Below are 22,668 nucleotides of genomic sequence, written 5' to 3' on the forward strand. Positions count from 1 at the left end.
ATATTTGTATCAGGAAGAGAAAATACAAACACAAACTTAAAACAATATTACTATGTTAAGCAAAAGATTACATGACGCACTGAATGCGCAGATCAACGCCGAATTGTGGTCGGCCTATCTTTATCTTTCGATGTCGATGGACGCCGAGAACAAGGGGCTGAAAGGCGTGGCCAACTGGTTTTTCGTCCAGTTCCGCGAGGAGCAGGATCATGCCCGCATCCTGATGAACTACATCAATTCGCGCGATGCCAAGGTCGTGCTGAAGCCGATCGAGGAGGTGCGTACCGAGTGGACGTCGCCGCTCGATATGTTCAAGGATACGCTGGAGCATGAGAAGGTGGTGACTTCGATGATCAACAACCTGGCAGCCATCGCTGCCGAAGATAAGGATTTCGCATCGTCGAACATGCTCGTATGGTTCGTCGACGAGCAGGTCGAGGAGGAGGAGTCGGCACGCGACATGATTACCGCCTGCGAGGCTGTAGAGGGTAATAAGTTCGGGCTTTATACGCTCGACAAGGAACTGGCGGCCCGCGTTTACCAGCAGGCTTCGCCGCTTGCCACGGCAACCGAATAATTCGCAGCGAACCTGATTGCTGAGTCTGCCGCCCCGGTTTCCCGGGGCGGTTGCTTTTGCCGGATGTCCGGAAGTCCGTGTGTCCGGGCAGAATGGCTGGGAAAACAGTTCCTGGAAAGCTATTGGGGAGAAGCTATTCCGGGGGGGCTATTGAGAGGCATGATACCGGGGAAAGCGATTCCGAGGTATCGGGCGAGGTGTCGGGCAAGGGCGATTCCCGAGGGAGATTGCGGGGCTGATATGGGAGCGAGTTGCCGCATGCCGGAACCGTACCGGTCGGGAAGGAGGCGCGGGAATGGCCTTGTGAAGAGGGCCGGGAGCGGGATGTGGGAAAACAAGGGCCGGATGCCGGGACTCGTGCAGGGCGGATAGGGGGGCTCACCTCATCGCTTTGCCTTGTAGTCGATCCCGGCCTTGCGGGCCTGCGAATGCTGGTACGGGCGGCGGATGCGGTAAAGGCGCCCGTCCTTGACAAGCCGTGCACCGGTTTGGTGGAAAGCGAAGGGGATGTCTGCCGCGACGCATTGGCGGCGGATCGAAAGTATCCAGTCGTAATTGCAGGGGCGGGCTTCGTTGCCTGATTCGCCCCCGACGGAAACCTCTTCGATTCCGGGGACGAGGTATCGTGCGATGTCGAGCGGCCCGAGCAGCGGGGCGCAGATGACCAGCTTGTGGCGCAGGGGGGCGTCCAGCAGCAAAGGCAGCCGGTAGTCGGCCATCGCCTGGTTCTCGACCGTGCAGCCCACGGCGAGGTTTTCGTAGCCTCCGCCCCAGTCGGGCGGCAATACCTGCATGAGGCGGTCGATACGCTTGGTGATGAAGAAAAAGCGCAGGTCGCTGCGTATGCGGATCATCTCCCACGCTTCGGCGCGCCATGCGTCGGCCTCCTCGACGAGGAAATCGGACGTGAAGCAGGTGTAGACCATCTCGCCGGGCGGGACTTTGTAGCGTCCGTCGCGCGTGCGGCGCACGGGGAGGTTAAAGGCCGTTGTCCTGCGTACCTCGCGGCTGTCCTTGTCGTGCTGCGCATCCTGCCGGTAGACGTAGCAGTGCCGGCAGCCTTCGCTGAGCTTGCGGCATCCGTGCCACGGGTTCCAACTGACCGACATAACCTGTTATTTGAGTTCCATGCGCAGGCGCACCATGTGGCGGCACTCGACGCCGTTTTCGAAAAACGGAACGGGGTAGTGTTTGCTGAAATAGTCCACGTCGACGCCGCAGCGGACGAACCCGCAGCGTTCGTAGAGCGCAATCTGTCCCACGCCCAGATCGCCCGTACCGATTTCGAGAAGATGGACCCCGGCCGCACGGGCCGTGGCGACGGCGTGGCGGAGCATGGCCGTGGCGATGCCCTTGCGCTGGTGTTCGGGGACGACGGCGATATTGACCACTTCGGCCGTGAACGGCCGCGTGTGCAGGAATACATACTGGCCGAGGATTTCCCCGTCACGACGTGCGACATAGGTTGTGCCGCGGTCGGCGTAGTCGGCTACGGACTCTTCCGATTCGTCGGCCAGCAGCAGCAGGTCGCGCTGCGGCGTGTCTGTCTTTACAATTTCGAGATCCATGTCAGAAAAGCGATGCGGCGCCTTCGAAGGTCGCCAGTACGACGATATAACGCAGGGTCTTGCCCGCGAGCATCGAGCCGCCCGTGAGCCAGACGTTGCTGCGCATCAGCCCCAGCACGATGGCGATGGCCTCGCCGATCGTGGGCAGGAATGCGAAGAAGGCCATCAGCGCCCCGCGCCCGGAGAGGAACCTGCGCGCCCGTGCCAGCTGTTTTTCGCTCACGCCCAGCCGGGTGACCCACTCGCTTTTTCCCAGCGTGCCGATCCAGTAGCAGCTCATGCCGCCCAGCGTGTTGCCCAGCGATGCGGCTGCGACGCACAATACCGGGTCGAGCCCCATGTGCACGAGCACGATCATCACGGCTTCGGAGCTGAACGGGAGGATGCTCCCGGCGATGAATGCCGAGAAGAAAAGTCCCCAATAGCCCCAGTCGGCCAGTATTTGCGAAAGCGATTCCATGCCTTGGTGTCCGATTTTGTGCAAGAGTAGTCTGCCTGCGGGACAAAGATAGCTTTTTTGCCCGAATGGGCTTGCAGGAGCCCTGCAAAATGCGCTAATTTTGTCTGAAACGTAAATCTGACCGCTTATGCTTAAATCGAGACTTTGTATCGCTTTTTTCGCTTTTGCCGTGGGGTGCGCCCCTGCGCAGAAGCCGCTTACCGACTATGTGAACCCCATGCTGGGGACGGCGACGCTGTGGGACAGCGTCGACCTGGGATTCAAACCCACCAAACGGACATGGGGCGCCGAGGTCTTCCCCGGATCGTCGCTGCCCAACGCCATGGTGCAGGTCAGCCCCGTCACCAAGTTCCGCAGCGGTGCGGGGTACCAGTATGAAGATTCCGTGATCTACGGCTTTACGCACACCAACAAGGGGCACTGGAACCTTTGCCATATTCCCCTGCTGCCTGTGACGGGTACGCCCACGCCGGGCGACTACTGCTCGCCGTTCAGCCACGAGCGCGAGTCGGCCGCCCCGGGGTATTACCAGGTATTCCTCGACCGTTACGGCGTCGATGCACAGCTCAGCTCGACGCTGCGCTGTGCATTCCATAAATATACCTATCCCGCGGGTGCCGCGCCCGCCGTGCTGGCAGACCTGCAGCGTTCGAACGAGCATGTGCGTGCGTGGGATATCCGCAAGGAGGGCGACAACGTGTTCGCCGGCTGGCAGCAGACCGGCGAGAAGATGTATTTCTACGCCGTGGCGAACCGTCCCGTGACCGGGATAGAGCCCGTCGTCGAGGGCGACCGCGAGGTGCGCATCGTGCGTTTCGGCGAGGGTGACGGGGCACTGGAGCTCCGGATCGGGTTCTCGTTCGTGAGCGAGAAGAACGCCCGCGAGAACCTCGAGGCCGAGATGCTCGGCAAGAGCTTCGCCGAAGTGCGCTCCGAGGCTACGGCGACGTGGAACGACCTGTTGGGGCGGATCCGCGTCGAAGGCGGCACGGAGCGGGAAAAGGGGCTGTTCTATTCGAGCCTCTACCGTTCGTTCCTCTGGCCGGCGCTGCGCAGCGACGTGAACGGTGAGTTCACCGATGTCGACGGAAAGGTCATCAATCCCGGTTTCCGTTACTATACGGGCCCGTCGTATTGGGACGACTACCGCAATAAGCTGATCCTGCTGGGGATGCTGGCTCCCGATGTGGCGGCCGACGTCATCAGCTCCGACACGGACAAGGGCGAGAAACGGGGCGGGTTCATGCCCACGTTCTTCCACGGCGACCACGCTTCGGCGTTCGTGGCCGGGACTTACCTGCGCGGCAACCGCGGCTTCGACGTCAACCGTGCCTACAACCTCGTGCTGCGCAACGCTACGGTACAGGGCCCGAGCCGCCCCTGGCTCGACGAGTATGTCGCCAAGGGGTACATTTCGGAAATGGACGTCGAGAACCCCGTGACGTGGACGGTCTGCAAGGCGGCCGTCACCAAGACGCTGGAGTACAGCTACGACGACTATGCGGTCGCCCTCTTGGCCGATGCGCTGGGCGACAAGGAGAACCGCGACATGCTGATGAAGCGCACGTCGAACTACAAGAACCTCTTTGACCCCTCGACGGGGCTGATGCGCGGGCGCCTCGAAAACGGCGAGTGGATCACGCCTTTCGATGACCAGTATCCCTACTACGAATATATGTACCGCGAGGCGAATGCCTGGCAGCAGGCGTTCTTCGCACCGCACGACACCGAGGGGCTGATCGGCCTCTTCCCGAGCCGCGAGGCGTTCGGCGAACAGCTGGACAAACTCTTCTCGATTCCGTGGAAAGGATACGAAGTGGACAACCTCTCGTGCTTCATCGGCCAGTACTGCCACGGCAACCAGCCCGACCACAGTTTCCCGTACCTCTATTATTTCATCGGTCGCCAGGAGCGTTCGCAGGAGTTGTTGGATTACATTCTCGACCGCTTCTACGGTATGGGGCCGGAAGGGCTGGCGCTGTGCGGTATGGACGATGCGGGCGAGATGTCGTCGTGGTACGTATTCAATGCCATCGGCCTTTACACCTATTCGCCGGCCGACCCCGAATATATCGTGACCGTGCCGCTGTTCGACAAGGTGCAGGTCGCGCTGGGCGACGGCAACCGCTGGACGATCCGCCACGACGAGCAGGGACGTAAGATCACGGGCATCACCTGCGGCGGCAAGCCCGTCGACGGTTGGTTCGTGTCGCACGATGCGCTGAACAAGGGCGAACTGGTGATTACGACCTCCGAAAAATAACGGTGCAGGGCAACCCCGCGCCTTTCGCTTCCCTCGGGCGGGAGCTTGGGCTGCCGGCCGGAACGTGCCCGAAGGTGCCGGAGCCGGGAAGGTGCAGCCGGGTGCCCGTGCCCGGGATGATCGTTGCATGAAGCGGCGGCAGGAATACCCCTGCCGCCGCTTCATGTCGTTTCTATGGGGTTGGGGTGTTGTTGGGGTTGGCGGGGCCCGGCTGCTGTTCCGGCCGTGCGGGTCAGGGCTTTTCGGCCCAAATGCGGATGGTCGGGCTTTGCACGTGCACGCCGAATTCGGCGGCTTTGGCGAGTATGCGCCGCGCCAGTGCGGCTTTCTCCGTATCGGGAGCATAGCGGAAATAGGCTTCCGCCGCACGGACGTGCTCGGCGTCGACGAGCGGGAATTCGCGCGTTTCGGGGATGCCGAATGCCGAATCGGGAAGTTCGTGCCGCTCTGCGGCGGTGAGGCGGTCGTGCGGTTTGGTCTGTGTCGTCATGGCTGTTGCAGCATTGGTGTTGTTGCGGGGATACGCAAATTCCCGGCCAGCCGCCGCTTTTTTGCACAGCGGCTGCTTCGTTGCCCAATGTGCTTCGCCCGGTGACGGCGCTTTACGCGATGATTGTGGCAACGATGCGGCGGCCCGGGGCGCGGTTACGGAACTCACAGAGGTAGATCCCCTGCCAGGTGCCGAGGTTGAGCCTGCCGCGGGTGACGGGAATGGTGAGTTCGACGCCCGTGAGCGTCGATTTGGCATGTGCGGGCATGTCGTCGTCGCCTTCGAGCGTATGGGTGTAGTAGGCCTCGCGTTCGCTTACCAGCCGGTCGAAGATCGCCCCGAGGTCGTTGCGCACGTCGGGGTCGGCGTTTTCGTTGATCGAAAGCCCTGCGGAGGTGTGCTTGACGAAGAGGTGTACCAGCCCGGCGTCGGGCAGCGGCTGAAGGTGGCATAGCACCTCGTCGGTAACCAGGTGGAACCCGCGGCTGCGAGGCGTGAGGGTGAATTCTGCTTGCTGAACCATGGTGGAATATTGATGTACGTGTGCAAAGGTACGAAAAATCGCAGTGCCCCTCACGGTGGCGTATCGCCTGTCTCTGTCGGATTTTTGTCGGATTGGCCCGATTGCAGGCGGTTCGGCGGTCGGGGATAATGTCGCAAAGTATTGTAAAATCCGGTATTTATTTTGATATTCGTACAATCAAATCCGATCGTTATGTCCGCCGTCCTGAATTTCCTGTTCCCGGGGGAACCCCGGGATTCCCGCAGCTCGTGGCTGCTGCTTGCTGCGCGTGTCGTTTTCGGCCTGCTGCTGATGTCGCACGGCATCGCCAAGTTGCAGAACTTCGAGGCGCTCTCGGCGACGTTCCCCGATCCGCTGGGTGTCGGGAGCCGGGTGTCGCTCGTGCTGGCCGTTTTCGGGGAGGTCGTTTGCGCGGCCGGGTGTGTGGCCGGGTTATTCTACCGGCTGGCGCTGATCCCGATGGTCTTTACGATGTGTGTGGCTTTCTTTGCGGTACACGGCGGCGATCCCTTTGCCGCACGTGAGCTGGCGCTGGTTTACCTGGTTGTCTTCGTCCTGATGTACGTTGCCGGCCCTGGCCGCTACGCCGCCGATACGCTCATTGCACAACGGATCCGCGCGCCGAAGCGTTAGCCCCGGTTCTTGCTGAGGGTGGGGAGGATAGTAGGGGTGCCGTGAACCCGTTTCGTCCCCGGCCTCCGGCCTGTCGGCCGCCGGATGGAAACGATGAAGGCAGATGCCTTTTATCATCTGCCCTCAGCTTTTTGCGGTCATAGACCTTTTTCGACTTGTGTACCCGGCTGAAACTGACCGGGCGGTCGTGATTCCCGATCTCGGCCTCACGGCTTGCCCTGCGGTTGGCCTTGAGGTAATCACGCAGTCCGTTCGTCTTTGTTTTCATCACTACATCGGTTTTACGGGGACAAAGATAATCGGAATATTTTAAGGGGGAGCGCCCTGAGGCTAATTTCCCGCTCCGGTGCCGTATTATGCCTGCTGCAGGTCGGCGAACCAATAGGAATAGCTCTTTTCCGATCCGTCGTCAAGGCGGATGCGGTAACTTCGGCGCAAAGGCGTGCCGAGCCGGAACGGGACGGGGGTGCGGAAGATCGGCCCGTCGTAACAGAATGTGTGGTATTCGCCGTTCTCGCCGTTGGGATCGACGCCTGCAGGCAGCGAGGCGATGAATGCGGGGTCTATTTCCTGCCCGATGGCGTCGGCACCGAGGCTGTCAGCCATCGTGGTGACGATGACCGTCCTGAGCCCCGAGGCGAGGAAGTCGTGCATCACCATGCCGGAGGATTCTCCCCAGAGCGGTTCCGCGACCCCGATGCCGTGGGGTGCGAGCTGCCTCTCGCGGTATTTGCGTACGTCGTGTAGGAAGATGTCCCCGAAGATGAAGCAGGTTACGCCCTGCGCCTTGAAATGCTCCACGGCACGGGACATGGCGGCGCCGTAGTCCTCCATATTGCCTTTCGGGGTGAGGTCGACGATGTGCAGGGGGATGCCGATACTGTCGGCCTGTGCCTGCAGCAGGGCGGTCGGGATGCCGTGCATGGTCGAGCGGTGCGTGTCTCGGTTTACGGTCGTCAGCAATGCGACGATTTCGTATTTGCCCGACTGCATCGCCCGCAGCAGGGCATGGGCGGAGTCCTTGCCGCCGCTCCAGTTGAAAACCGCCTTTATCCGTTCCATGTCACATGTCCGGCGTTGTGGAAGAATCCGCAGACGAGGGTTAGGTATTCGGGCAATTTGCCGTCCGTGCCCCATTTCAGGTCGATGCCGAAGAGCTCGGCGGTAGTTTTGCCGATGTCGAATCCGCAGGCTTCGAGCGACGGGCGCACCAGTTCGGGGTGTCGGCAGGGCTTCCCGTCGGGACGTGTGCAGGTGCCTTCGGGGCAGTGGAGGCATGTCCCGACGTAGGCGAACGACAGGCCGCCGTACTGCCGTTCCATCCCGAGTAATTGCTGTTCGAGGCGTCTGCGTTCGGGCAGGATCAGCCGTCCGGCTTCCGACGAGGGGAGCCCCTGCTTTTGCGGAACGATTTTCGTAACGGTGAGCAGTGCCGTGGCGTAGCCGGAAAGGTACCTCCCGACGCTGAATCCGAAAGGGGGGCATCCCCAGCTGCGCCCGTAATTGGGGCAGGCGCGGCAGTAGCCCCCGATCCGTTCGGCATCGCGGAAACGGGCGATGTAATCGGCAGCGGGAAGTTCTGCCGAAAAATCCCGGGCCGTATATGGAAGCGAAATATCCACGTGGTAAAAATAGCGGTTTTACCGTGCCGTGGTGCCGGTTTGTGAAAATAATCCGGATTTCCGGACAATTTTTCGGAATAATCCGCTATATTTGCTTCAGATTTGGTTCTCCGCTCCCCGTCGCGGGAGGGTGTGAAAAGGGAATCGGGTGCAAATCCCGGACAGTCCCGCTGCTGTGAAGCCCCGTGACGTTCCGAATATCTCAGCCACTGCCCCGCGGGGCGGGAAGGCTTCGGGACAGGGGTCAGTCAGAAGACCTGCCAGATCGATTCGTTGTCGGAAAGCCCCGCGGACTGGGCGTCTGGTTTCGGTCGTATGATGCTTTGGGATTTTATGCAATCGGCGTTTTGCAGGGATTACTGTCCTGTTTTTCGATGCGAGGTTTATGCGGACTGCCGGGCGGATCCGGACGTATTCCCGTAAGCCGTGCGGCGGAAATTTTGAGAATTGACAAACCGGAAAGGCATGGTAATATGGAACACGATGCTGTAATGAATTTTGGGATGCGGCCATGTCTTTTGTAAATAACGATGGTTATGAATATCGTACTGTATGGAGTATCGGCGGAAATCGCCGGGAAAATCGCCGGGAAATACGGCCTCAAACTGATAAGTACACCCGATAAGTTCCAGCCTTCGGGAACCGTGGTGCTGGTGCCGCCTATGGGCACCCCGCGGCAGTTGCTCGCTTTCTACAATGCCATGCTGCGCCATGAGGACGACGTCGATGCGGTGATCGTCTGCGGTATCGAATCCTGCGAGGCGGCCAGCACGGTGCAGTATTGCACGCCCCCGGGGAAATTCTTCTCGCTGGGCGGAGACCTCGAACCCGAAGAACTGGAGTCGGAGTTGTACGTGATCCTCGATTCCCTGTTCGCGGAAGGCAACCAAATCAATTTCTAAGTCCCGGGGGCAGGTATCGCCGCAGTTGCGGTGCACCGTTCCCGGCCGGCATAATCCGGAATTATATCCTCCCGTGCGCGGGCGGAACTGTTGCGTAATTTCTGCGTGCTGGGCCGTTTCGGGTATGGGTGTCCTGAGGTCGGTGCGGGGCGCCGCATGGGGTTATACCCGCGTGCAGCGTCGTGCGGCCGCGGTGCCCGGCATGTCTGCTGTGGGCATTATTTTCATGATGCCAGAATTTTATTTTCCCACGCAATGCTTTGAAAATATGTGCTTTAGCACTTCTTCGGAGGCTAACGAATTGCGTCCCGTGACACTGCCGACATGGTGGATGACCTGGCGGATTTCTTCGCTCAGCAGGTCGGTCTGAAGGCCGCTGCCGAGCCCGTCGAGGGCCCGGCGGAGCGCATCGCCGGCGGCCGTGAGGGCTTCGTAATGGCGGTTGTTCGAAACGATTGCGTCGCCGTGGTAGAGGGCTTCCGTATCCACAAAGGAGCGTAATATCCGGCGCAGGCTCTCTATGCCGTCGCCGTTGCGGGCCGAAATGCCGATCGTGCCTTCGGGCAGGGGGCAGTCCGGTGCCGTATCCGTTTTATTTACCAGCACCAGCAGTTTCTGGTCGGCACGGAGCGGGAATTCCGGGGCAACGGGCGCACCTGCTGCAAGGCGTGCCGCGTCGGTCATGTAAATCACGATCTGCGCCCGTTCGATGCTCGACATCGTGCGCTGGATGCCCATCTGTTCCAGCCGGTCGTCCGTTGCGCGGATGCCCGCCGTGTCGAGGAACCGGAAGACGACCCCGTCGATGTTGATCCGCTCCTCGATGACGTCGCGTGTCGTGCCCGCGATGTCCGAGACCAGGACGCGCTCTTCGTTGAGCAGACGGTTGAGCAGGGTGCTCTTGCCGACGTTCGGGGCTCCCGTGATCGCTACGGCGACCCCCTCCTTGATGGCATTCCCGAGCGTGAACGAATTGCGCAGGGCGTCGATATGCGCCCCGATCCGCTGCATCGCCTCCCGCAGTTGCGCGCGGTCGGCGAATTCGACCTCTTCCTCCGAAAAGTCGAGTTCCAGTTCGAGGAGCGCAGTGAGTTCCAGCAGCTTTTCGCACAGTCCTTCCAGCGCGTCGGAATAACCTCCCCGCATCTGGTTCGCGGCGAGCGCATGGGCCGCGCGCGACGATGAAGCGATGATGTCGGCCACGGCCTCGGCCTGCGAGAGGTCTAACTTGCCGGCGAGGTAGGCGCGGATGGTGAATTCGCCCGGCCCGGCCATGCGGGCGCCGGAGGCGGTGAGCAGCCGCAGGATCTCGGAAACGATGTATTGCGATCCGTGGCAGGAGATCTCGGCGGCATCCTCGCCGGTGTAGGAGCGGGGTGCACGGAATACCGTGACCAGCACGTCGTCCAGTACGCGACCGTCGTCCACGATCTCCCCGTAGTGTACCGTGTATCCTGCTGCTGCGGCCAGCGGTTCCCTGCCGCGGAAGATACGGTCGCAGATGCGCAACGCCTCCTCCCCGCTGATGCGGATGACGGCTAATGCCCCTCCTGCGGCGGTTGCCGGGGCTGCGATGGTATCGTGATCCCGGATCATGTTATCTTCCTTCGATGCGGATTCGCTGTCCCAGACGGAGTTTATGGGCGTTTTTGATGCCGTTCCAGCGCATCAGCTGCGCTGTGGTCACGCGGTAGCGGCGGGCGATGGCGCCCAGTGTATCGCCCTTCTTGACCACGTAGACCGTACCCGAGCGTTCCTGGCGTTTCTTGTCGATGTTCGCCGGGTTGATGTACTCCTTGAGGTAGGCCGAGTCTTTGGCGAAGATCGCAGGCTCGTTGGCGATGTATTGTGTGATGTTGCGCTGCGGCAGCACGAGCGTATAGGGTTTGGTCGTGGCCGGGATGATGTCGAGTTTGTATTGCGGGTTGAGCTGCCGCAGGGTTTCGATCGGGATGTCGATCGTCGAGGCGATCTGCCCGAGGTGCATCAGCCGGTCGATGCGGATGGTATCCGTGGCCAGCGGGATCGGGGCTTCGGTGAGTTCGATGCCGTGCTGGCGGTGGTAGGCATAGGCGTACGAGGCGCCGATGAATGCGGGGACGTAGCCGCGCGTTTCGCGGGGCAGGTAGTCGTAGATGTCCCAGAACGTGCGCCCGTTGCCGCCGGAGCGGGCTATTGCCTTGTTGACGTTGCCCGGGCCGCAGTTGTAGGCGGCGATGGCCAGCGACCAGTCGTTATAGATGGCATAGAGGTCTTTCAGGTAGCGGCAGGCGGCCTGTGTCGAGCGGACTGGGTCGCGGCGTTCGTCGACCAGCGAGTTGATTTCCAGTCCGTAGCTTTTGCCCGTCGAGGGCATGAACTGCCACAGGCCTACGGCGCCCATCGGCGACACGGCCGTGGTGGAAAGCGCCGATTCGATGATCGGCAGTGCCCGCAGTTCGACCGGGAGCCCCTCTTTGAGCAATTCGTCCTCGATGAGCGGGAAATAGTACTGCGACATGCCCAGGATGCGGCTGATCGTGCCGTAGCGCGAATCGGTGTAGCGGTTGATGTAACCCCGTACGATGCTGTTGTAAGGCAGCTGGATGGGCGAGACGAGCGCCCGCAGCCGCTGGATGTAGACCGAATCGGGGGTCGTGCCTTCGGCCGTGCTGTCGACCAGGATGTAGTTGTCGAAAAATTCCTGGTAGGAATCCCCGCATTGCCGTTCGCGCCACACGGCGACCAGCGAATCGGCCTGTTCTGCCGTGAGCCCGAGCGTCATGTCGTCGTACTGCACCTCGGCGGGGTCGGGAAGTTCGGGCTCCTCCGGCTCGGGGGCGGCTTGCTGCCCGGCCACGGGGGCAGCCGGGGGTGTTACGACGGCTTCGGTCTTGTTTTTCTTCTTGTCTTTTTTGCGGGGGCGGCGGTCGAGTGCCGGGGCCGGGACGGCGACTGCCAGTAGCAGCAGTATGGTCAGGAGGGTTCTCATCGGTTAGAATTTGATGCTCATGTTGAAGCCGAATACCGGGCGGTTGCCGCCGAGCGAGGGCACGTAGGTGTAGTCGACCATCGGTTCGAGGTTCATCGTCAGGTCGTCCGAGATGTCGTAGTCCTTGAGGTGGGCATCGACGTGGGCATCGACGATCTGCAATACGTACAGGCCTGCGGAGATGATGATGCACAGGTCGCGGTTGCGCCGGAAGTTGTTGCGCAGGTTGCGGATATAATCCGCCGAATAGCGGCCGTGGAATTCGTCGGTAGGCCCGTCAGGGAATTTGTCGGGGTTCTGTTCGTACTCGTTCAGCAGCCTGTACGCCTTCTTGAAACGCTGGTAGCCGCGGTTGTTCCAGTCGATGCAGTAGATCATCGCCGCGAAACCTCCGACCACGAAGGGGACTTTCCAGTAGCTTTTGTTGTAGATCTGCCCCGCGCCGGGGAAGATGCAGGCCAGCGTTGTGGCCTTCTTGACATTCGACACGTCGTTGGTCGAGTAGTTTACCGCCGCATCGCCGATGAAATAGATGTACGAGGCGACGGTCAGTCCCAGGTAGACCTGGCGGCGGGTGTTGCTGCGGATCATCTTGGCCTGCAGTGCGTCCAGTTCGGGCGTACGCGTGAGGTTTTTGTCGGTATAGGCGTCATACTCGCGCTTGAGCGGCTTGTATGTCCTGTTTTCGTTGATGTAGAGCGCCAGCCCCGCTCCCACCGTACCGTAGAGTATGGGCAGCTTCCAGTATTGTTTGTTGTATATCTGTCCGTAGCCGGGCAGGACGGTCGAGATCCAGCAGACCTTCGAAAGCGACATCGAGTCACTCATGAGCCAGCCTTTCTTGTGCCGCATGGAATCCGGTTCGGTCTTGATGCCGGCCAGCCTGAGCTGCATGAGCGAGTCCGTGGCGCGGATGTCGTCCGTGCGCAATGCCGTCACGGCGAGCGAATCGGCCGTGAAGTCCAGTGTCAGGAGCGAGTCGAGTTCGCGCGTGAGGGCGTTGTTGGCCAGCGAATCGCTCTTGTGGCGCAGCGAATCTGGCTTGACAAACATGCCGCCGCGTACGATGGTGCGTCCCCCGCGGTGGAGCTGTGCCTCGGCGGGGAGCCACAACATGAGCGCTGCGAGCATCGGCAGCAGGTGTCTGAACCGGATACTTACCATATTATTTAATGCGTCCCGAAAACCGTTCGATGAACTGTTCGATATCCTTGTCGTCGCCGAACCCGATGACGATGCGCCCGCCGCCGTTCTTCGAGCGTTTGATGCTGATGTCCTGCGAGAAGAACTTTTCGAGTTGCTCCACCAGCCGCGAATAGCTTTCGGGATACTCCTCGTCCTCCACATTCTGTGCCGCTGCGGCCGGTTGTTCGGTGAGCGAGCGTACCAGCTCCTCGGCCTGGCGTACCGAAAGGCCTTTCTTGATGATGCGTTTGAGCACGCGTACCTGCATCCCGTCGGGGGCGCCGGCGATGGCTTTGGCGTGCCCCATCGAGATGAGCCCCTCCTTGAGCGCCAGCTGCACCTCGTCGGGCAGCTTGAGCAGCCGCATGTAGTTCGAGATGGTCGAGCGTTTCTTGCCCACCTTTTCCGAGAGGGCGTCCTGCGTCAGGTTGCACTCGTCGATCAGGCGCTGCATTCCGAGCGCGATCTCTATGGCGTTGAGATCCTGGCGCTGGATATTCTCCACGAGGGCCATGGCGTGCAGGTTCTCGTCGTCCACCTCGCGGATATAGGCCGGGAGGCTCGTCAGGTCGGCGCGCTGCGCCGCACGCCAGCGGCGTTCGCCGCTGATGATGATATATTTTCCGTCGCCGGATTTCTTGACCGTGATGGGCTGGATGACCCCCAACTGGCGGATCGAGTCGGCCAGTTCGTCGAGCGCCTCCTCGTCGAACTGCGTACGCGGCTGCGTGGGGTTGGGAATGATCTCCGTGATGTCGATCTCGGACATCTGGCTCATCGGCTTGAGCTTGGCGTCGACGGCGTCGGTGCCGAATATGGCGTCCAGTCCGCGCCCTAATCCCTTCGGTTGTTTCATTTCGGTATGTTATTTTCTCGGTTTGCGGTTGCGCTTGAGGAATTCCCGGGCCAGCGTGAGATAGTTCTCCGAGCCGACGGCGCCCGCGTCGTAAAGCATGACGGGCTTTCCGTGCGAGGGTGCTTCTCCCAAACGGATATTGCGCTGAATTATTGTGTCGTAAGCCAACGGCCCGAAATGTTCGCGTACCTCGTTCACGACCTGGTTGTTCAGGCGGTTGCGCATATACATCGTCAGCAGGAAACCCTCGATGTCGAGCGCCGGGTTGAGGCCGCTCTTGACCTTGCGGATGGTGTTCAGCAGCTTAGAAAGCCCTTCGAGGGCGAGGTATTCGCACTGCACGGGGATGAGCACTGTATCGGCGGCCGTGAGGATATTGACGGTGGTGTAACCCAGCGAAGGGGAGCAGTCGATGAAAATGTAGTCGAACCTTTCGCGCACGGCGTCCACGATGCGCTTCATCACATGGTGGGCGTTCTCCAGTTTGGGCAGCTCGGTGTCGGCTGCTACCAGGTCTATCGACGACGGCAGCAGCCACAGGTTCTTCACGTCGGGGCTTTGCAGGATAACCTCCTCGGGTTTCCTGAGCCCGGCGATGCACTCGTAGATGCCTTCGAGGTTTATGTCGAAGCCCAGTCCGGAGGTGGCGTTGGCCTGCGGGTCGGCGTCGAGCAGCAGCACCTTCTTGCCCAGCAGGGCCAGCGATGCCGCGAGGTTGATGGCCGTTGTGGTCTTGCCCACGCCGCCTTTCTGATTCGCTAAAGCGATAACCTTTGCCATGTTTCAATCGGGTTTATAATCGGGCAAATTTAATGATTTAAAATGGAAATCCATAACCGTAACCGAAATTTGCTGATCTTTTCGGGAAATGGGCTGCGGCCCCGCCGGCGCAAATAAATTTGCTTTTGCCCTTGACTTGCACTATCTTTGGACTCGGAACGAATTGATAGTAACAGCCTATTATGACAGAAAAAAAACAGGGGGCTCCCGTTCGGGAACCCATGCCTGCCGGAGAGCCTGCGAAGGCGGCGGGCAATAAGGCGGACAATAATAAGATATGGCACTACAACGGAAAATTCCCCGTGGTGGTGGACTACCTGGTTTTCTTCGGCATCTTCCTGCTGGCGCAGGGCCTGGGGACTGCCGTGGCATGGCTGGCGGGGTGCAAATGGCCCGATCCGGAGCTGCTGGCCAGCCCCGACGAGGCGATAAGCACGGCGGAGCAGATCGCCGCCGGGCATTTCAATGCCATGACCTATTTTGTGTCGATGTCCGTGACGCTCGCGGGATTCCTCTTCTACCGCAGGCGAAGGCACGGCCCCACGGTCGTGGCGCGTTTCTCCCGGCGCGGGCTGAATCCCGTGCTGTTGCTCTGGGGGGTGTTCTTCATGCTCTCGACCTCGGTCGTGCTGGAGCCGTTTCTGAGCCTGATGCCCGAGGTGCCGAACGTCTACGGGCGCGGGGCGTGGGCGATCGTGACGGTCGTGGTGATGGCCCCGCTTTTCGAAGAGGTGATCTTCCGCGGTGTACTGCTCGAATCGACGCGCGTGCGGTACGGCGTGGTGGCCGCATGGCTGCTCTCGTCGGCCATCTTCGGCATCGTGCATGTCCATCCCACGGTGGTGGTGAACGCCTTTGTCATGGGCCTGGTGCTGGCCTTCATCTACCTGCGCACCGATTCGCTCTGGTCTGCGATCATACTCCATGCAATCAACAACGGCATAGCCTACCTGGCGCTGATTGCCGGACACGGTAATTCCATGCTCATCGACATGGTCGGTAGCCGGACGCTCTACGTGCTGTTGTATATCGCGGCGCTGGCCGTCTTCGCCGTTTCGGGTTACATGATGCTCGTGTCGCTGCGCCGTCTGAAGGCCGAGGAGAAAAATCGCGGCGCGGCGTAATAATCTGGGCGGAGGCTGCGTTAGTTACGAGTAAAAACAGTATCTTTGTCCTCCGGATTATGACTTTGCGAACGAAAATAGCGGTCGTGGCGGCTACGTTATTCCTGGCCGGTTGCCAGGAACTGCCCGGCTATTTTGCCAGCGATACCACGCTGGCGCGGGCGGGCGGCAGCGAACTGAAGATGCGCGATGTCGAGTCGGTAGTCCCGAAAGGGGTTACGGGCGAGGACAGCGCGGCCTTCATGAAGGTCTATGTCGACCGCTGGGTGCGCAAACAACTCAAATTGCAGGAGGCCGAGATCCTTTTTTCCGCCTCGGCGGACGATATCGACAAGATGGTCGAGGAGTACCGGCAGGCGCTGCTGATCCGCAAGCTGGATCAGCATTACGTCGACCGCAGCATCGACACGACCTTCACGGAGAACGAGATCGCGGCCTATTACAACGCGCACAAGGCCGATTTCCGGCTCGACCGTACGTTGGTCAAAGGGCGGATCGTGCAGTTCGGCGAAGGGTACCGCCAGGCGCGCAAATTGCGGGAGCTGATGGGGACGAAGAGCGAAGCCCGGCAGCAGGATTTCCGGGACATATGTGCGAAGAACGACTTTACGGTCACCGATTTCAGCGACCAGTGGGTGGATTTCCCGGAATTTCTGAGTTACCTGCCTACGCTCCGGTCGCAGAACTACGACCCGGTGCTCGCATCGACGGCCGTGCAGGAGATGCGCGACAGCCATTCGCACTACTATTTCCAGATCGACGCCGTGCGCCGCGAAGGGGAGCCCATCCCGCTCGAACGGCTGCGGGGGACGATCCGCCGCATCCTCTTCAACCAGCGCCAGAGCGAGATCATCCGCAGCCACGAGGAGGAACTTTATAACCGGGCGTGCGAAGGCGGGAGCATAAAGATTTTCGAAAACGAGAATACAAACGATAAAGAAAAAGAATAATGTTGAAAAAAGGTATGCTGGGGGCGGCTTTCGCCCTGCTCGTTGCCGGGGCCGGGGCGTTCGCGCAGAAACAGCAGGTGATGCTCGACAAGGTGGTCGCCGTCGTAGGGTCTTCGTCCATCCTCCATTCCGAAGTGGCGGAGTATGCCCGGCAGCTCACGGCCCAGCGCCGTGCCGAAGGATATACCTCCGACCGTGACCCGATGAACGAGGCGCTCGAGGCACTGATGACCCAGAAACTGCTCTTCAACCAGGCGCAGATCGACTCGGTGAAGATCAATGCGGGCGACATCGCCACGCATGTGGAACAGCAGATTCAGAATATGATCGAAACCGAGGGGTCGATCCCCAAACTCGAGGCCAAGCACCACATGGCCATTTTCAGCATTCGCGAGAACATGCGCCAGCGCTATGAGGAGCAGTCTTATGCCTCTTCCATGCAGAGCGAGGTCGTGAGCAAGGTGTCGGTCATTCCCGGCGAGGTCGAGCGTTTCTACAAGTCGATCGACAAGGACAGCCTGCCGACCGTGGCCGAACAGTATGTCTACGCCCAGATCACCCGTTTCCCCAAGTCGATCACCGAGGCCAAGCAGCGCACGCGCGAGCGCCTGCTCGACATGCGCGAACGGATCATTACCGGCAAGGCGAAATTCGAGAACCTGGCACGCATGTATTCGCAGGATCCCGGGACGATGATGCGCGGCGGCGAGATGGATCCCACCGAGCTCAACGGACTGGAAGCGCCGTTCGCCGACGCCCTCGAGAACATGAAGCCGGGGCAGATATCGGAGGTCGTCGAGACCCGCTACGGACAGCATATCATCCAGTTGCTCGACAAGCGCGGCAGCCTCTACCATTTCCGCCATATCCTGCTGCGCCCGGTCTATACGATGGACGAGCTCAACGAAGGGGTCGTGTTCCTGGACAGCATCGCCAACCAGATACGCAAGGATTCCCTCTCGTTCGACAAGGCCGCCCTCCAGTTCTCCGACGACGCCACGTCGAAGATGAACGGCGGTATCGTCTCGAACCACGACATCCTGGAGCGTTTCAATGCCTTCGAGGCCAAGCTCACCGTGACGAAGTTCCTGCGTGAGGATTTCGCGCACTTCGGTGCTCTGGACGACTACAACGCCCTGATCCGCCTCAAACCGGGCGAGATCTCGCCGGCATTCCTGACCGAGGACATCATGGGCAACCAGCTGGCCAAGATCGTCAAACTGGTGGAGATCATTCCCACGCATGTCGCGTCGCTCAACGAAGACTATCTCCGCTTGGAGGAGATGGCGCTCAATGCCAAGCAGGAGCGGGTGTTCAAGGAGTGGCTGACCAAGAAGATCGACGCCATGTACGTTTACATCGCCCCCGAATTCCGCGACGGGGAGTTCGAGAATAAAAGCTGGGTGAAATAAACCGTGCGCAGGCTCTTTACCATAGCTGCCGTCGTGCTGGCTGCGGGCAGTGTGATTTTCGCCCGCAGCGGGATGCAGGCACCCGGCCAGGAGCCCGAGCCCGAGAAGAAACTCATCGACCTGAAGTCGGACAACATGGGCCCCATAGCCCCCGGCGACTCGGTGATCTTCCTGGTCGGCAATTTCGCCGCGCAGCATAACGGCGCTGTCATTACGTGCGACAGTGCCGTGCGTTATTCGGACATGCGGATCGAGTTCTTCGGCAATGTCCTCATCAACAAGAATACGACCTATATTTACGGCGACCGCGCCGAATACAACGGCGAGCTGAACGAGGCACGGGTCTATTCCGACATCGTCAAGGTCGTCGACGGCGATGCCACGCTCTATACCTACCGGTTTGTCTTCAACACGAAGGAGAATATCGGCCAGTTCGCCGACGGTGGCGTGCTGATAAACCGGGACAACCGGCTCGAATCGGTGCGCGGCTACTATTATGCCAACACCAAGGATCTCGTTTGCGTAGACCGCGTCGAGATGCGTAACGACGAATACGAACTCAAGGGCGACTCGGTGGTCTACAACATGGCCACCGACAACGCTTTTTTCTTCGAGAATACCAACATCTGGAACAAGGACGGCGACTACCTCTATGCCGACCGGGGCGCGTACGACAAGGCCGATACGCTTTACCGGGTTACGCGCAACGGTTATGTGCTGACCGAGAAACAGGAGATGTGGAGCGACAGCATCGACTATTTCCGCGCCAAAGACCACGTGGTGCTGTGGCGGGACATCCAGATTGACGATACGGAGCACAAAGTACTCGCCTTCGGCGATTACGGCGAGTATTGGAAGGAACCGGGCGATATATTCCTCACGCGGCGACCCTCGGTGGTGAGCTACGACCTTACACAGGGCGATTCGCTCTTCATGCGTGCCGACTCGATGTTCCTCTTTACGGTCAATGAGAATGCCCGGCGCCGGGCAGAGGAGAAGGCCGCGGCCGATTCGCTTGCGCGTATGGGGGCCGATTCCCTGCAACGGCCCGATTCGCTGGGGCAGCATCCCGATGGATTGGCCGCGACGGCCGGCCCCGAGGAGGGACGTACCGAGCCCGGACTGCATCCCGGCGACGCAGCCGATTCGCTCGCGTCGACTGGCGGGGCGGATTCGCTCGCCGCAGGTTCCGGCTCCGATTCGCGGACGCATGGTTCGCCGCGGGCGGATTCGTTGCGCATGGCCGATTCGCTCTCCGTGCCGGGCAGCCTGCCCGACTCGTTGGACAGGGCTGCCGATACGCTGACCGTTGCCCAGCGCAAGGCCCTGCTCAAGGAAGCGGCGCGCAAGGCCAAGGCCGAAAAGAAGGCCGCGGCAGCCAAAATCAAGAAGGCGCAGCTCGATTCGATAGCCGTCAGACGCAAGGAGAAGACCACGGCCAAACTGCTGTTGCAGAAGGAGCGCGAGGAGGCGCGTCTGGCCGCCCGGCGGCTGAAGGCTGCGTCGAAGCTCAAAGCCCGGCAGGCGCGTGCCGCCCGCAAGGGAAAGGTGATCCCGGTCGATTCGGCGGCCCTGCGCGAACTGGATTCGCTGATCGAGATGAACATGGCCGAACAGGATTCGCTGCTCAACCTGCTGGCAGATTCGCTGTTGTCCGACACGACAGCGATGGCGCTTCCGGCCGATTCGGTCGACTCGCTCGCCCTGCCGCGCGACAGCATCTACCGCCTGATGAAGGGGTACCGCGACGTGAGGATCTTCAGGTCGGATTTCCAGACCGTGTGCGACTCGATCGTGGCGATCAGCACCGACTCGACGATCCACCTCTATATCGACCCCGTGTTGTGGAACCAGAGCAACCAGATCACTTCGGACGTGATGGATATTTTCACCGAGCGGCAGCAGATCAAACGTGCCGAATTCATCGGCAGCCCGATGATGGCCAGCCAGCTCGATACGACACACTACAACCAGGTGGCGGGCAAGACTATGACCGCCTATTTCTACAACAACCAGATATACCGCAACGACGTCAACGGTAATGCCCAGACCATCTATTACATGCAGGACGGCGAGCCGCCCGAGATCACGATGATGGGCGTTATCGAGAGCGGCGACTGTTCATTCTATATCGAGGACAAGCAGGTGGTGCAGATCACCTACCGAACCGAACCGGTCTACAACTTCTATCCGATGGACGATATCCCGCCCACGCAGGATCTCTACCTGAAAGGCTTTAAATGGGAGGGGGCGCGGCGGCCCGTGCAGGCCGATGTGTTCGACCGCAGGATCCGACCTTCGCAGCGGAAGGAACGTACGCGGCTGCGTCATCCAGATTTCCCGATCATGATGCGCATCGAGGAGCATAAGAAACGCCTGATCGAACAACGCCGCTGGGCGGATCGCAACGACCAGGTCGACCCGCTCACCGTCGAGTGGATGCGCGAACTGGGATACGAGGTCGGGCAGCCGCGCGAACCGCAACGTCCCGCGCCGCAGGCTGAATGACCGGCACCGCAACTCTCCGCCGGTAATTCGGACGGTCTATGCAACCATACGGAAACCGTAACAAAAGGCGAAAAGCGAAAAACTTTTCGCCTTTTGTGTTATTTTTGCAGCCGGTTATTCGTCAGTTGGTTTTACACATGAAAAAAAGTCTGATTGCACTGGCATTCGGGACGCTTGCCCTGGGGATGTCGGAGTTCGTGATGATGGGCATCCTGCCCGATATTGCCCGCAGCCTCGGGGTTTCCATCCCCGAGGCCGGACACCTTATTTCGGCCTATGCCCTGGGCGTTTGCTTCGGGGCGCCGCTTACGGTGCTGGTAGCCCGGACGCGCCCGCTGAAACAGATACTGCTGGCGCTCACGGCTCTGATCGCCGTCGGGAACCTGTGCGCGTCGCTGGCGCCGAACTACTGGATGCTGATGGCGATGCGTTTCGTGTCCGGCCTGCCGCACGGTGCCTTTTTCGGTGTCGGGTCGATCGTCGCAGAGCGGGTGGCAGATGCCGGGAAGCGCACGGAGGCCGTTTCGATCATGATCGTCGGGATGACCGTCGCCAACCTGTTCGGCGTGCCGCTGGGCACTTATATCAGCAATGTGCTGTCTTGGCGCACGACCTTTGCGATCGTCGCCGTATGGGGCGTGGTGGCGCTGACGCTCGTAAGGATGTGGGTGCCCCGCATGGAGCCGCTGCCCGATACGGGGCTGAAAGGGCAGTTCCGGTTCCTGCGCAGCCTTGCGCCCTGGCTCGTGCTGGCATCGGTGATGCTCGGCAACGGCGGGATCTTCTGCTGGTACAGCTATGTCAGCCCGCTGATGATCCATACCTCGGGTTTTACGGAGGAGAACCTTACGCTGATTATCATGCTGGCCGGTTTCGGCATGTTCGCGGGCAATATCCTCGGCGGGCATCTCTCCGACCGTTTTACGCCCGAGAAGGTCGTGCGTTTTACGCTGGCCGCGGCCACCCTGACGCTGCTCGGGATTTTCTTCGGGGCACATGTCCACTACCTTTCCGTCATGCTGATGACGCTCTGTACGGCTTGTCTGTTCTGTGTCTCGTCGCCCCAGCAGTTGCTGATCCTGGAGAATTCGCGTGGCGGCGAGATGCTCGGCGCAGCCCTCGTGCAGGTGGCTTTCAACCTGGGCAATGCACTGGGTGCCTATTGCGGGGGCCTGCCGATCGCCCACGGGCTGGGCTACGAATATACGGCGTTGCCCGGTGCGGGTTTCACCCTGTTGGGGCTGCTGACGGCCGTGGTTTATATCCGTAAATATCCCCGCCATGCGAAGCGATAACGGTGCGGAGCTGTTTCCGGTGGTCGACGAAGCCGGGAACGTGATGGGGGCGGCGACGCGTGCCCAATGCCACGGCGGCGGAATGTTGCTGCATCCCGTGGTACACCTGCACCTGTTCAATTCGCGGGGCGAGTTATACCTGCAACGGCGTCCCGTGTGGAAGGATATCCAGCCCGGGCGCTGGGATACGGCCGTGGGTGGGCATGTCGACTACGGCGAAACGGTGGACGACGCATTGCGGCGCGAGGTGCGCGAAGAACTCGGCGTGACCGGGTTCGTGCCCGAACGCGTGGCGGTGTACGTGTTCCGCTCGGAGCGCGAGCGCGAATTGATCTATGTCCACCGCACGGTGTACGATGGGGAGGTCGTCCCGAGTGACGAGCTCGACGGCGGGCGTTTCTGGAGCCGGGACGAAATCTTTGAAAATCTCGGCAAAGGCGTCTTCACGCCCAATTTCGAGGGCGAGGTGGAACTGGTACTCGGGGTATAGTTTTTTTTCGTATCTTGTAACCTGGAAACCGACAATGAAGCGACTGTCCTGTATGCCGC

General features: G+C 60.5%; 22 protein-coding genes and 1 riboswitch. Of the genes, 10 read left to right on the forward strand and 12 right to left on the reverse strand.

Features of this window, described 5'->3' with window-relative positions; genetic code table 11:
• The first annotated feature begins 52 nt into the window (after positions 1-52).
• On the forward strand, positions 53-577 hold the full coding sequence (locus tag B3C38_RS05780) for a ferritin (protein WP_022331914.1): 525 nt from the start codon (positions 53-55) through the stop codon (positions 575-577).
• A gap of 383 nt (positions 578-960) precedes the next feature.
• On the opposite strand, the gene B3C38_RS05785 is transcribed toward B3C38_RS05780, so the two are convergent.
• The 3 genes from B3C38_RS05785 to B3C38_RS05795 are packed head-to-tail and all read right to left on the reverse strand — an operon-like array spanning position 961 to position 2,605.
• The gene (locus B3C38_RS05785; RefSeq protein WP_276636008.1) at positions 961-1,686 is read right to left on the reverse strand and encodes a DUF5131 family protein; all 726 of its coding nucleotides are present in this window, start codon (positions 1,684-1,686) and stop codon (positions 961-963) included.
• A gap of 6 nt (positions 1,687-1,692) precedes the next feature.
• Positions 1,693-2,145 (reverse strand): GNAT family N-acetyltransferase, encoded by a 453-nt coding sequence (locus B3C38_RS05790; RefSeq protein ID WP_286726170.1) that lies wholly within the window; start codon positions 2,143-2,145, stop codon positions 1,693-1,695.
• A 1-nt stretch (position 2,146) separates the two neighbouring features.
• Positions 2,147-2,605: a YqaA family protein gene (locus B3C38_RS05795; RefSeq protein ID WP_026318168.1), complete on the reverse strand. Its 459-nt coding sequence runs from the start codon at positions 2,603-2,605 to the stop codon at positions 2,147-2,149.
• Between the two features lie 127 nt (positions 2,606-2,732).
• On the opposite strand from B3C38_RS05795, the gene B3C38_RS05800 reads away from it, so the two are divergent.
• Positions 2,733-4,868 carry a GH92 family glycosyl hydrolase gene (locus B3C38_RS05800; RefSeq protein WP_286726173.1) on the forward strand — a complete coding sequence of 712 codons (2,136 nt, stop codon included), beginning with the start codon at positions 2,733-2,735 and terminating at the stop codon, positions 4,866-4,868.
• Between the two features lie 232 nt (positions 4,869-5,100).
• Here the strand turns inward: B3C38_RS05800 and B3C38_RS05805 are convergent, their stop codons facing one another.
• Together B3C38_RS05805 and B3C38_RS05810 are read right to left on the reverse strand one after the other, a co-directional pair.
• The gene (locus tag B3C38_RS05805) at positions 5,101-5,358 is read right to left on the reverse strand and encodes a DUF6582 domain-containing protein (RefSeq protein ID WP_022331916.1); all 258 of its coding nucleotides are present in this window, start codon (positions 5,356-5,358) and stop codon (positions 5,101-5,103) included.
• Between the two features lie 112 nt (positions 5,359-5,470).
• On the reverse strand, positions 5,471-5,881 hold the full coding sequence (locus B3C38_RS05810; RefSeq protein WP_022331917.1) for a secondary thiamine-phosphate synthase enzyme YjbQ: 411 nt from the start codon (positions 5,879-5,881) through the stop codon (positions 5,471-5,473).
• A 192-nt stretch (positions 5,882-6,073) separates the two neighbouring features.
• On the opposite strand from B3C38_RS05810, the gene B3C38_RS05815 reads away from it, so the two are divergent.
• Entirely contained in the window at positions 6,074-6,514 is a 441-nt protein-coding gene (locus B3C38_RS05815; RefSeq protein ID WP_022331918.1) for a DoxX family protein, read from the forward strand.
• A 354-nt stretch (positions 6,515-6,868) separates the two neighbouring features.
• Here the strand turns inward: B3C38_RS05815 and B3C38_RS05820 are convergent, their stop codons facing one another.
• Positions 6,869-7,576: an ATP-binding protein gene (locus B3C38_RS05820; protein ID WP_055210854.1), complete on the reverse strand. Its 708-nt coding sequence runs from the start codon at positions 7,574-7,576 to the stop codon at positions 6,869-6,871.
• On the reverse strand, positions 7,564-8,136 hold the full coding sequence (locus B3C38_RS05825) for a DUF2284 domain-containing protein (RefSeq protein ID WP_022331920.1): 573 nt from the start codon (positions 8,134-8,136) through the stop codon (positions 7,564-7,566). Before B3C38_RS05825 ends, B3C38_RS05820 begins: the two co-directional genes overlap by 13 nt.
• 86 nt (positions 8,137-8,222) lie before the next feature.
• A riboswitch (cobalamin riboswitch) is annotated at positions 8,223-8,415 on the forward strand.
• 257 nt (positions 8,416-8,672) lie between these two features.
• Between B3C38_RS05825 and B3C38_RS05830 the strand changes: the two genes are divergently transcribed.
• Positions 8,673-9,038 carry a hypothetical protein gene (locus B3C38_RS05830; RefSeq protein WP_018694742.1) on the forward strand — a complete coding sequence of 122 codons (366 nt, stop codon included), beginning with the start codon at positions 8,673-8,675 and terminating at the stop codon, positions 9,036-9,038.
• A gap of 240 nt (positions 9,039-9,278) precedes the next feature.
• Here B3C38_RS05830 and mnmE read toward each other — a convergent pair whose 3' ends face one another.
• Genes mnmE through B3C38_RS05855 form a run of 5 tightly spaced genes read right to left on the reverse strand, consistent with a single transcriptional unit; the run spans position 9,279 to position 14,830 of the window.
• The gene (gene mnmE, locus B3C38_RS05835) at positions 9,279-10,634 is read right to left on the reverse strand and encodes a tRNA uridine-5-carboxymethylaminomethyl(34) synthesis GTPase MnmE (RefSeq protein WP_022331921.1); all 1,356 of its coding nucleotides are present in this window, start codon (positions 10,632-10,634) and stop codon (positions 9,279-9,281) included.
• Position 10,635: 1 nt separating this feature from the next.
• Positions 10,636-12,009: a lytic transglycosylase domain-containing protein gene (locus B3C38_RS05840; RefSeq protein WP_286726177.1), complete on the reverse strand. Its 1,374-nt coding sequence runs from the start codon at positions 12,007-12,009 to the stop codon at positions 10,636-10,638.
• Positions 12,010-12,012: 3 nt separating this feature from the next.
• Positions 12,013-13,173 (reverse strand): DUF5683 domain-containing protein, encoded by a 1,161-nt coding sequence (locus B3C38_RS05845; RefSeq protein ID WP_286726178.1) that lies wholly within the window; start codon positions 13,171-13,173, stop codon positions 12,013-12,015.
• A gap of 1 nt (position 13,174) precedes the next feature.
• Positions 13,175-14,050 (reverse strand): ParB/RepB/Spo0J family partition protein, encoded by an 876-nt coding sequence (locus B3C38_RS05850; protein ID WP_022331924.1) that lies wholly within the window; start codon positions 14,048-14,050, stop codon positions 13,175-13,177.
• A gap of 9 nt (positions 14,051-14,059) precedes the next feature.
• Positions 14,060-14,830, reverse strand: a complete 771-nt coding sequence (locus B3C38_RS05855) for a ParA family protein (RefSeq protein WP_022331925.1) — start codon at positions 14,828-14,830, stop codon at positions 14,060-14,062.
• 182 nt (positions 14,831-15,012) lie between these two features.
• On the opposite strand from B3C38_RS05855, the gene B3C38_RS05860 reads away from it, so the two are divergent.
• From B3C38_RS05860 to B3C38_RS05885, 6 genes are all read left to right on the forward strand, one after another.
• Complete coding sequence (locus tag B3C38_RS05860; protein WP_286726182.1) at positions 15,013-15,954, forward strand: CPBP family intramembrane glutamic endopeptidase; 942 nt, start codon at positions 15,013-15,015, stop codon at positions 15,952-15,954.
• A gap of 59 nt (positions 15,955-16,013) precedes the next feature.
• Entirely contained in the window at positions 16,014-16,904 is an 891-nt protein-coding gene (locus tag B3C38_RS05865) for a hypothetical protein (protein ID WP_022331927.1), read from the forward strand.
• Entirely contained in the window at positions 16,904-18,316 is a 1,413-nt protein-coding gene (locus B3C38_RS05870) for a peptidylprolyl isomerase (protein WP_237957344.1), read from the forward strand. Before B3C38_RS05865 ends, B3C38_RS05870 begins: the two co-directional genes overlap by 1 nt.
• Before the next feature lie 3 nt (positions 18,317-18,319).
• Positions 18,320-20,824 (forward strand): OstA-like protein, encoded by a 2,505-nt coding sequence (locus B3C38_RS05875; protein ID WP_022331929.1) that lies wholly within the window; start codon positions 18,320-18,322, stop codon positions 20,822-20,824.
• 137 nt (positions 20,825-20,961) lie between these two features.
• Positions 20,962-22,119 (forward strand): MFS transporter AraJ, encoded by a 1,158-nt coding sequence (gene araJ / locus B3C38_RS05880; RefSeq protein ID WP_256166018.1) that lies wholly within the window; start codon positions 20,962-20,964, stop codon positions 22,117-22,119.
• A complete protein-coding gene (locus B3C38_RS05885; protein ID WP_022331931.1) occupies positions 22,106-22,609 on the forward strand; it encodes an NUDIX hydrolase in 504 nt (167 codons plus the stop codon). Before araJ ends, B3C38_RS05885 begins: the two co-directional genes overlap by 14 nt.
• Positions 22,610-22,668 lie beyond the last annotated feature (59 nt).

Source organism: Alistipes sp. UBA1686 (genome assembly GCF_002320215.1).
Lineage (GTDB): Bacteria > Bacteroidota > Bacteroidia > Bacteroidales > Rikenellaceae > Alistipes > Alistipes onderdonkii.

Excerpts from the sequence above, each read along its gene's own strand:
- B3C38_RS05780 (WP_022331914.1), top strand. The coding sequence starts at position 53 with ATGTTAAGCAAAAGATTACATGACGCACTGAATGCGCAGATCAACGCC.
- B3C38_RS05785 (WP_276636008.1), bottom strand. The coding sequence starts at position 1,686 with ATGTCGGTCAGTTGGAACCCGTGGCACGGATGCCGCAAGCTCAGCGAA.
- B3C38_RS05790 (WP_286726170.1), bottom strand. The coding sequence starts at position 2,145 with ATGGATCTCGAAATTGTAAAGACAGACACGCCGCAGCGCGACCTGCTG.
- B3C38_RS05795 (WP_026318168.1), bottom strand. The coding sequence starts at position 2,605 with ATGGAATCGCTTTCGCAAATACTGGCCGACTGGGGCTATTGGGGACTT.
- B3C38_RS05800 (WP_286726173.1), top strand. The coding sequence starts at position 2,733 with ATGCTTAAATCGAGACTTTGTATCGCTTTTTTCGCTTTTGCCGTGGGG.
- B3C38_RS05805 (WP_022331916.1), bottom strand. The coding sequence starts at position 5,358 with ATGACGACACAGACCAAACCGCACGACCGCCTCACCGCCGCAGAGCGG.
- B3C38_RS05810 (WP_022331917.1), bottom strand. The coding sequence starts at position 5,881 with ATGGTTCAGCAAGCAGAATTCACCCTCACGCCTCGCAGCCGCGGGTTC.
- B3C38_RS05815 (WP_022331918.1), top strand. The coding sequence starts at position 6,074 with ATGTCCGCCGTCCTGAATTTCCTGTTCCCGGGGGAACCCCGGGATTCC.
- B3C38_RS05820 (WP_055210854.1), bottom strand. The coding sequence starts at position 7,576 with ATGGAACGGATAAAGGCGGTTTTCAACTGGAGCGGCGGCAAGGACTCC.
- B3C38_RS05830 (WP_018694742.1), top strand. The coding sequence starts at position 8,673 with ATGAATATCGTACTGTATGGAGTATCGGCGGAAATCGCCGGGAAAATC.
- mnmE (WP_022331921.1), bottom strand. The coding sequence starts at position 10,634 with ATGATCCGGGATCACGATACCATCGCAGCCCCGGCAACCGCCGCAGGA.
- B3C38_RS05840 (WP_286726177.1), bottom strand. The coding sequence starts at position 12,009 with ATGAGAACCCTCCTGACCATACTGCTGCTACTGGCAGTCGCCGTCCCG.
- B3C38_RS05845 (WP_286726178.1), bottom strand. The coding sequence starts at position 13,173 with ATGGTAAGTATCCGGTTCAGACACCTGCTGCCGATGCTCGCAGCGCTC.
- B3C38_RS05850 (WP_022331924.1), bottom strand. The coding sequence starts at position 14,050 with ATGAAACAACCGAAGGGATTAGGGCGCGGACTGGACGCCATATTCGGC.
- B3C38_RS05855 (WP_022331925.1), bottom strand. The coding sequence starts at position 14,830 with ATGGCAAAGGTTATCGCTTTAGCGAATCAGAAAGGCGGCGTGGGCAAG.
- B3C38_RS05860 (WP_286726182.1), top strand. The coding sequence starts at position 15,013 with ATGACAGAAAAAAAACAGGGGGCTCCCGTTCGGGAACCCATGCCTGCC.
- B3C38_RS05865 (WP_022331927.1), top strand. The coding sequence starts at position 16,014 with ATGACTTTGCGAACGAAAATAGCGGTCGTGGCGGCTACGTTATTCCTG.
- B3C38_RS05870 (WP_237957344.1), top strand. The coding sequence starts at position 16,904 with ATGTTGAAAAAAGGTATGCTGGGGGCGGCTTTCGCCCTGCTCGTTGCC.
- araJ (WP_256166018.1), top strand. The coding sequence starts at position 20,962 with ATGAAAAAAAGTCTGATTGCACTGGCATTCGGGACGCTTGCCCTGGGG.
- B3C38_RS05885 (WP_022331931.1), top strand. The coding sequence starts at position 22,106 with ATGCGAAGCGATAACGGTGCGGAGCTGTTTCCGGTGGTCGACGAAGCC.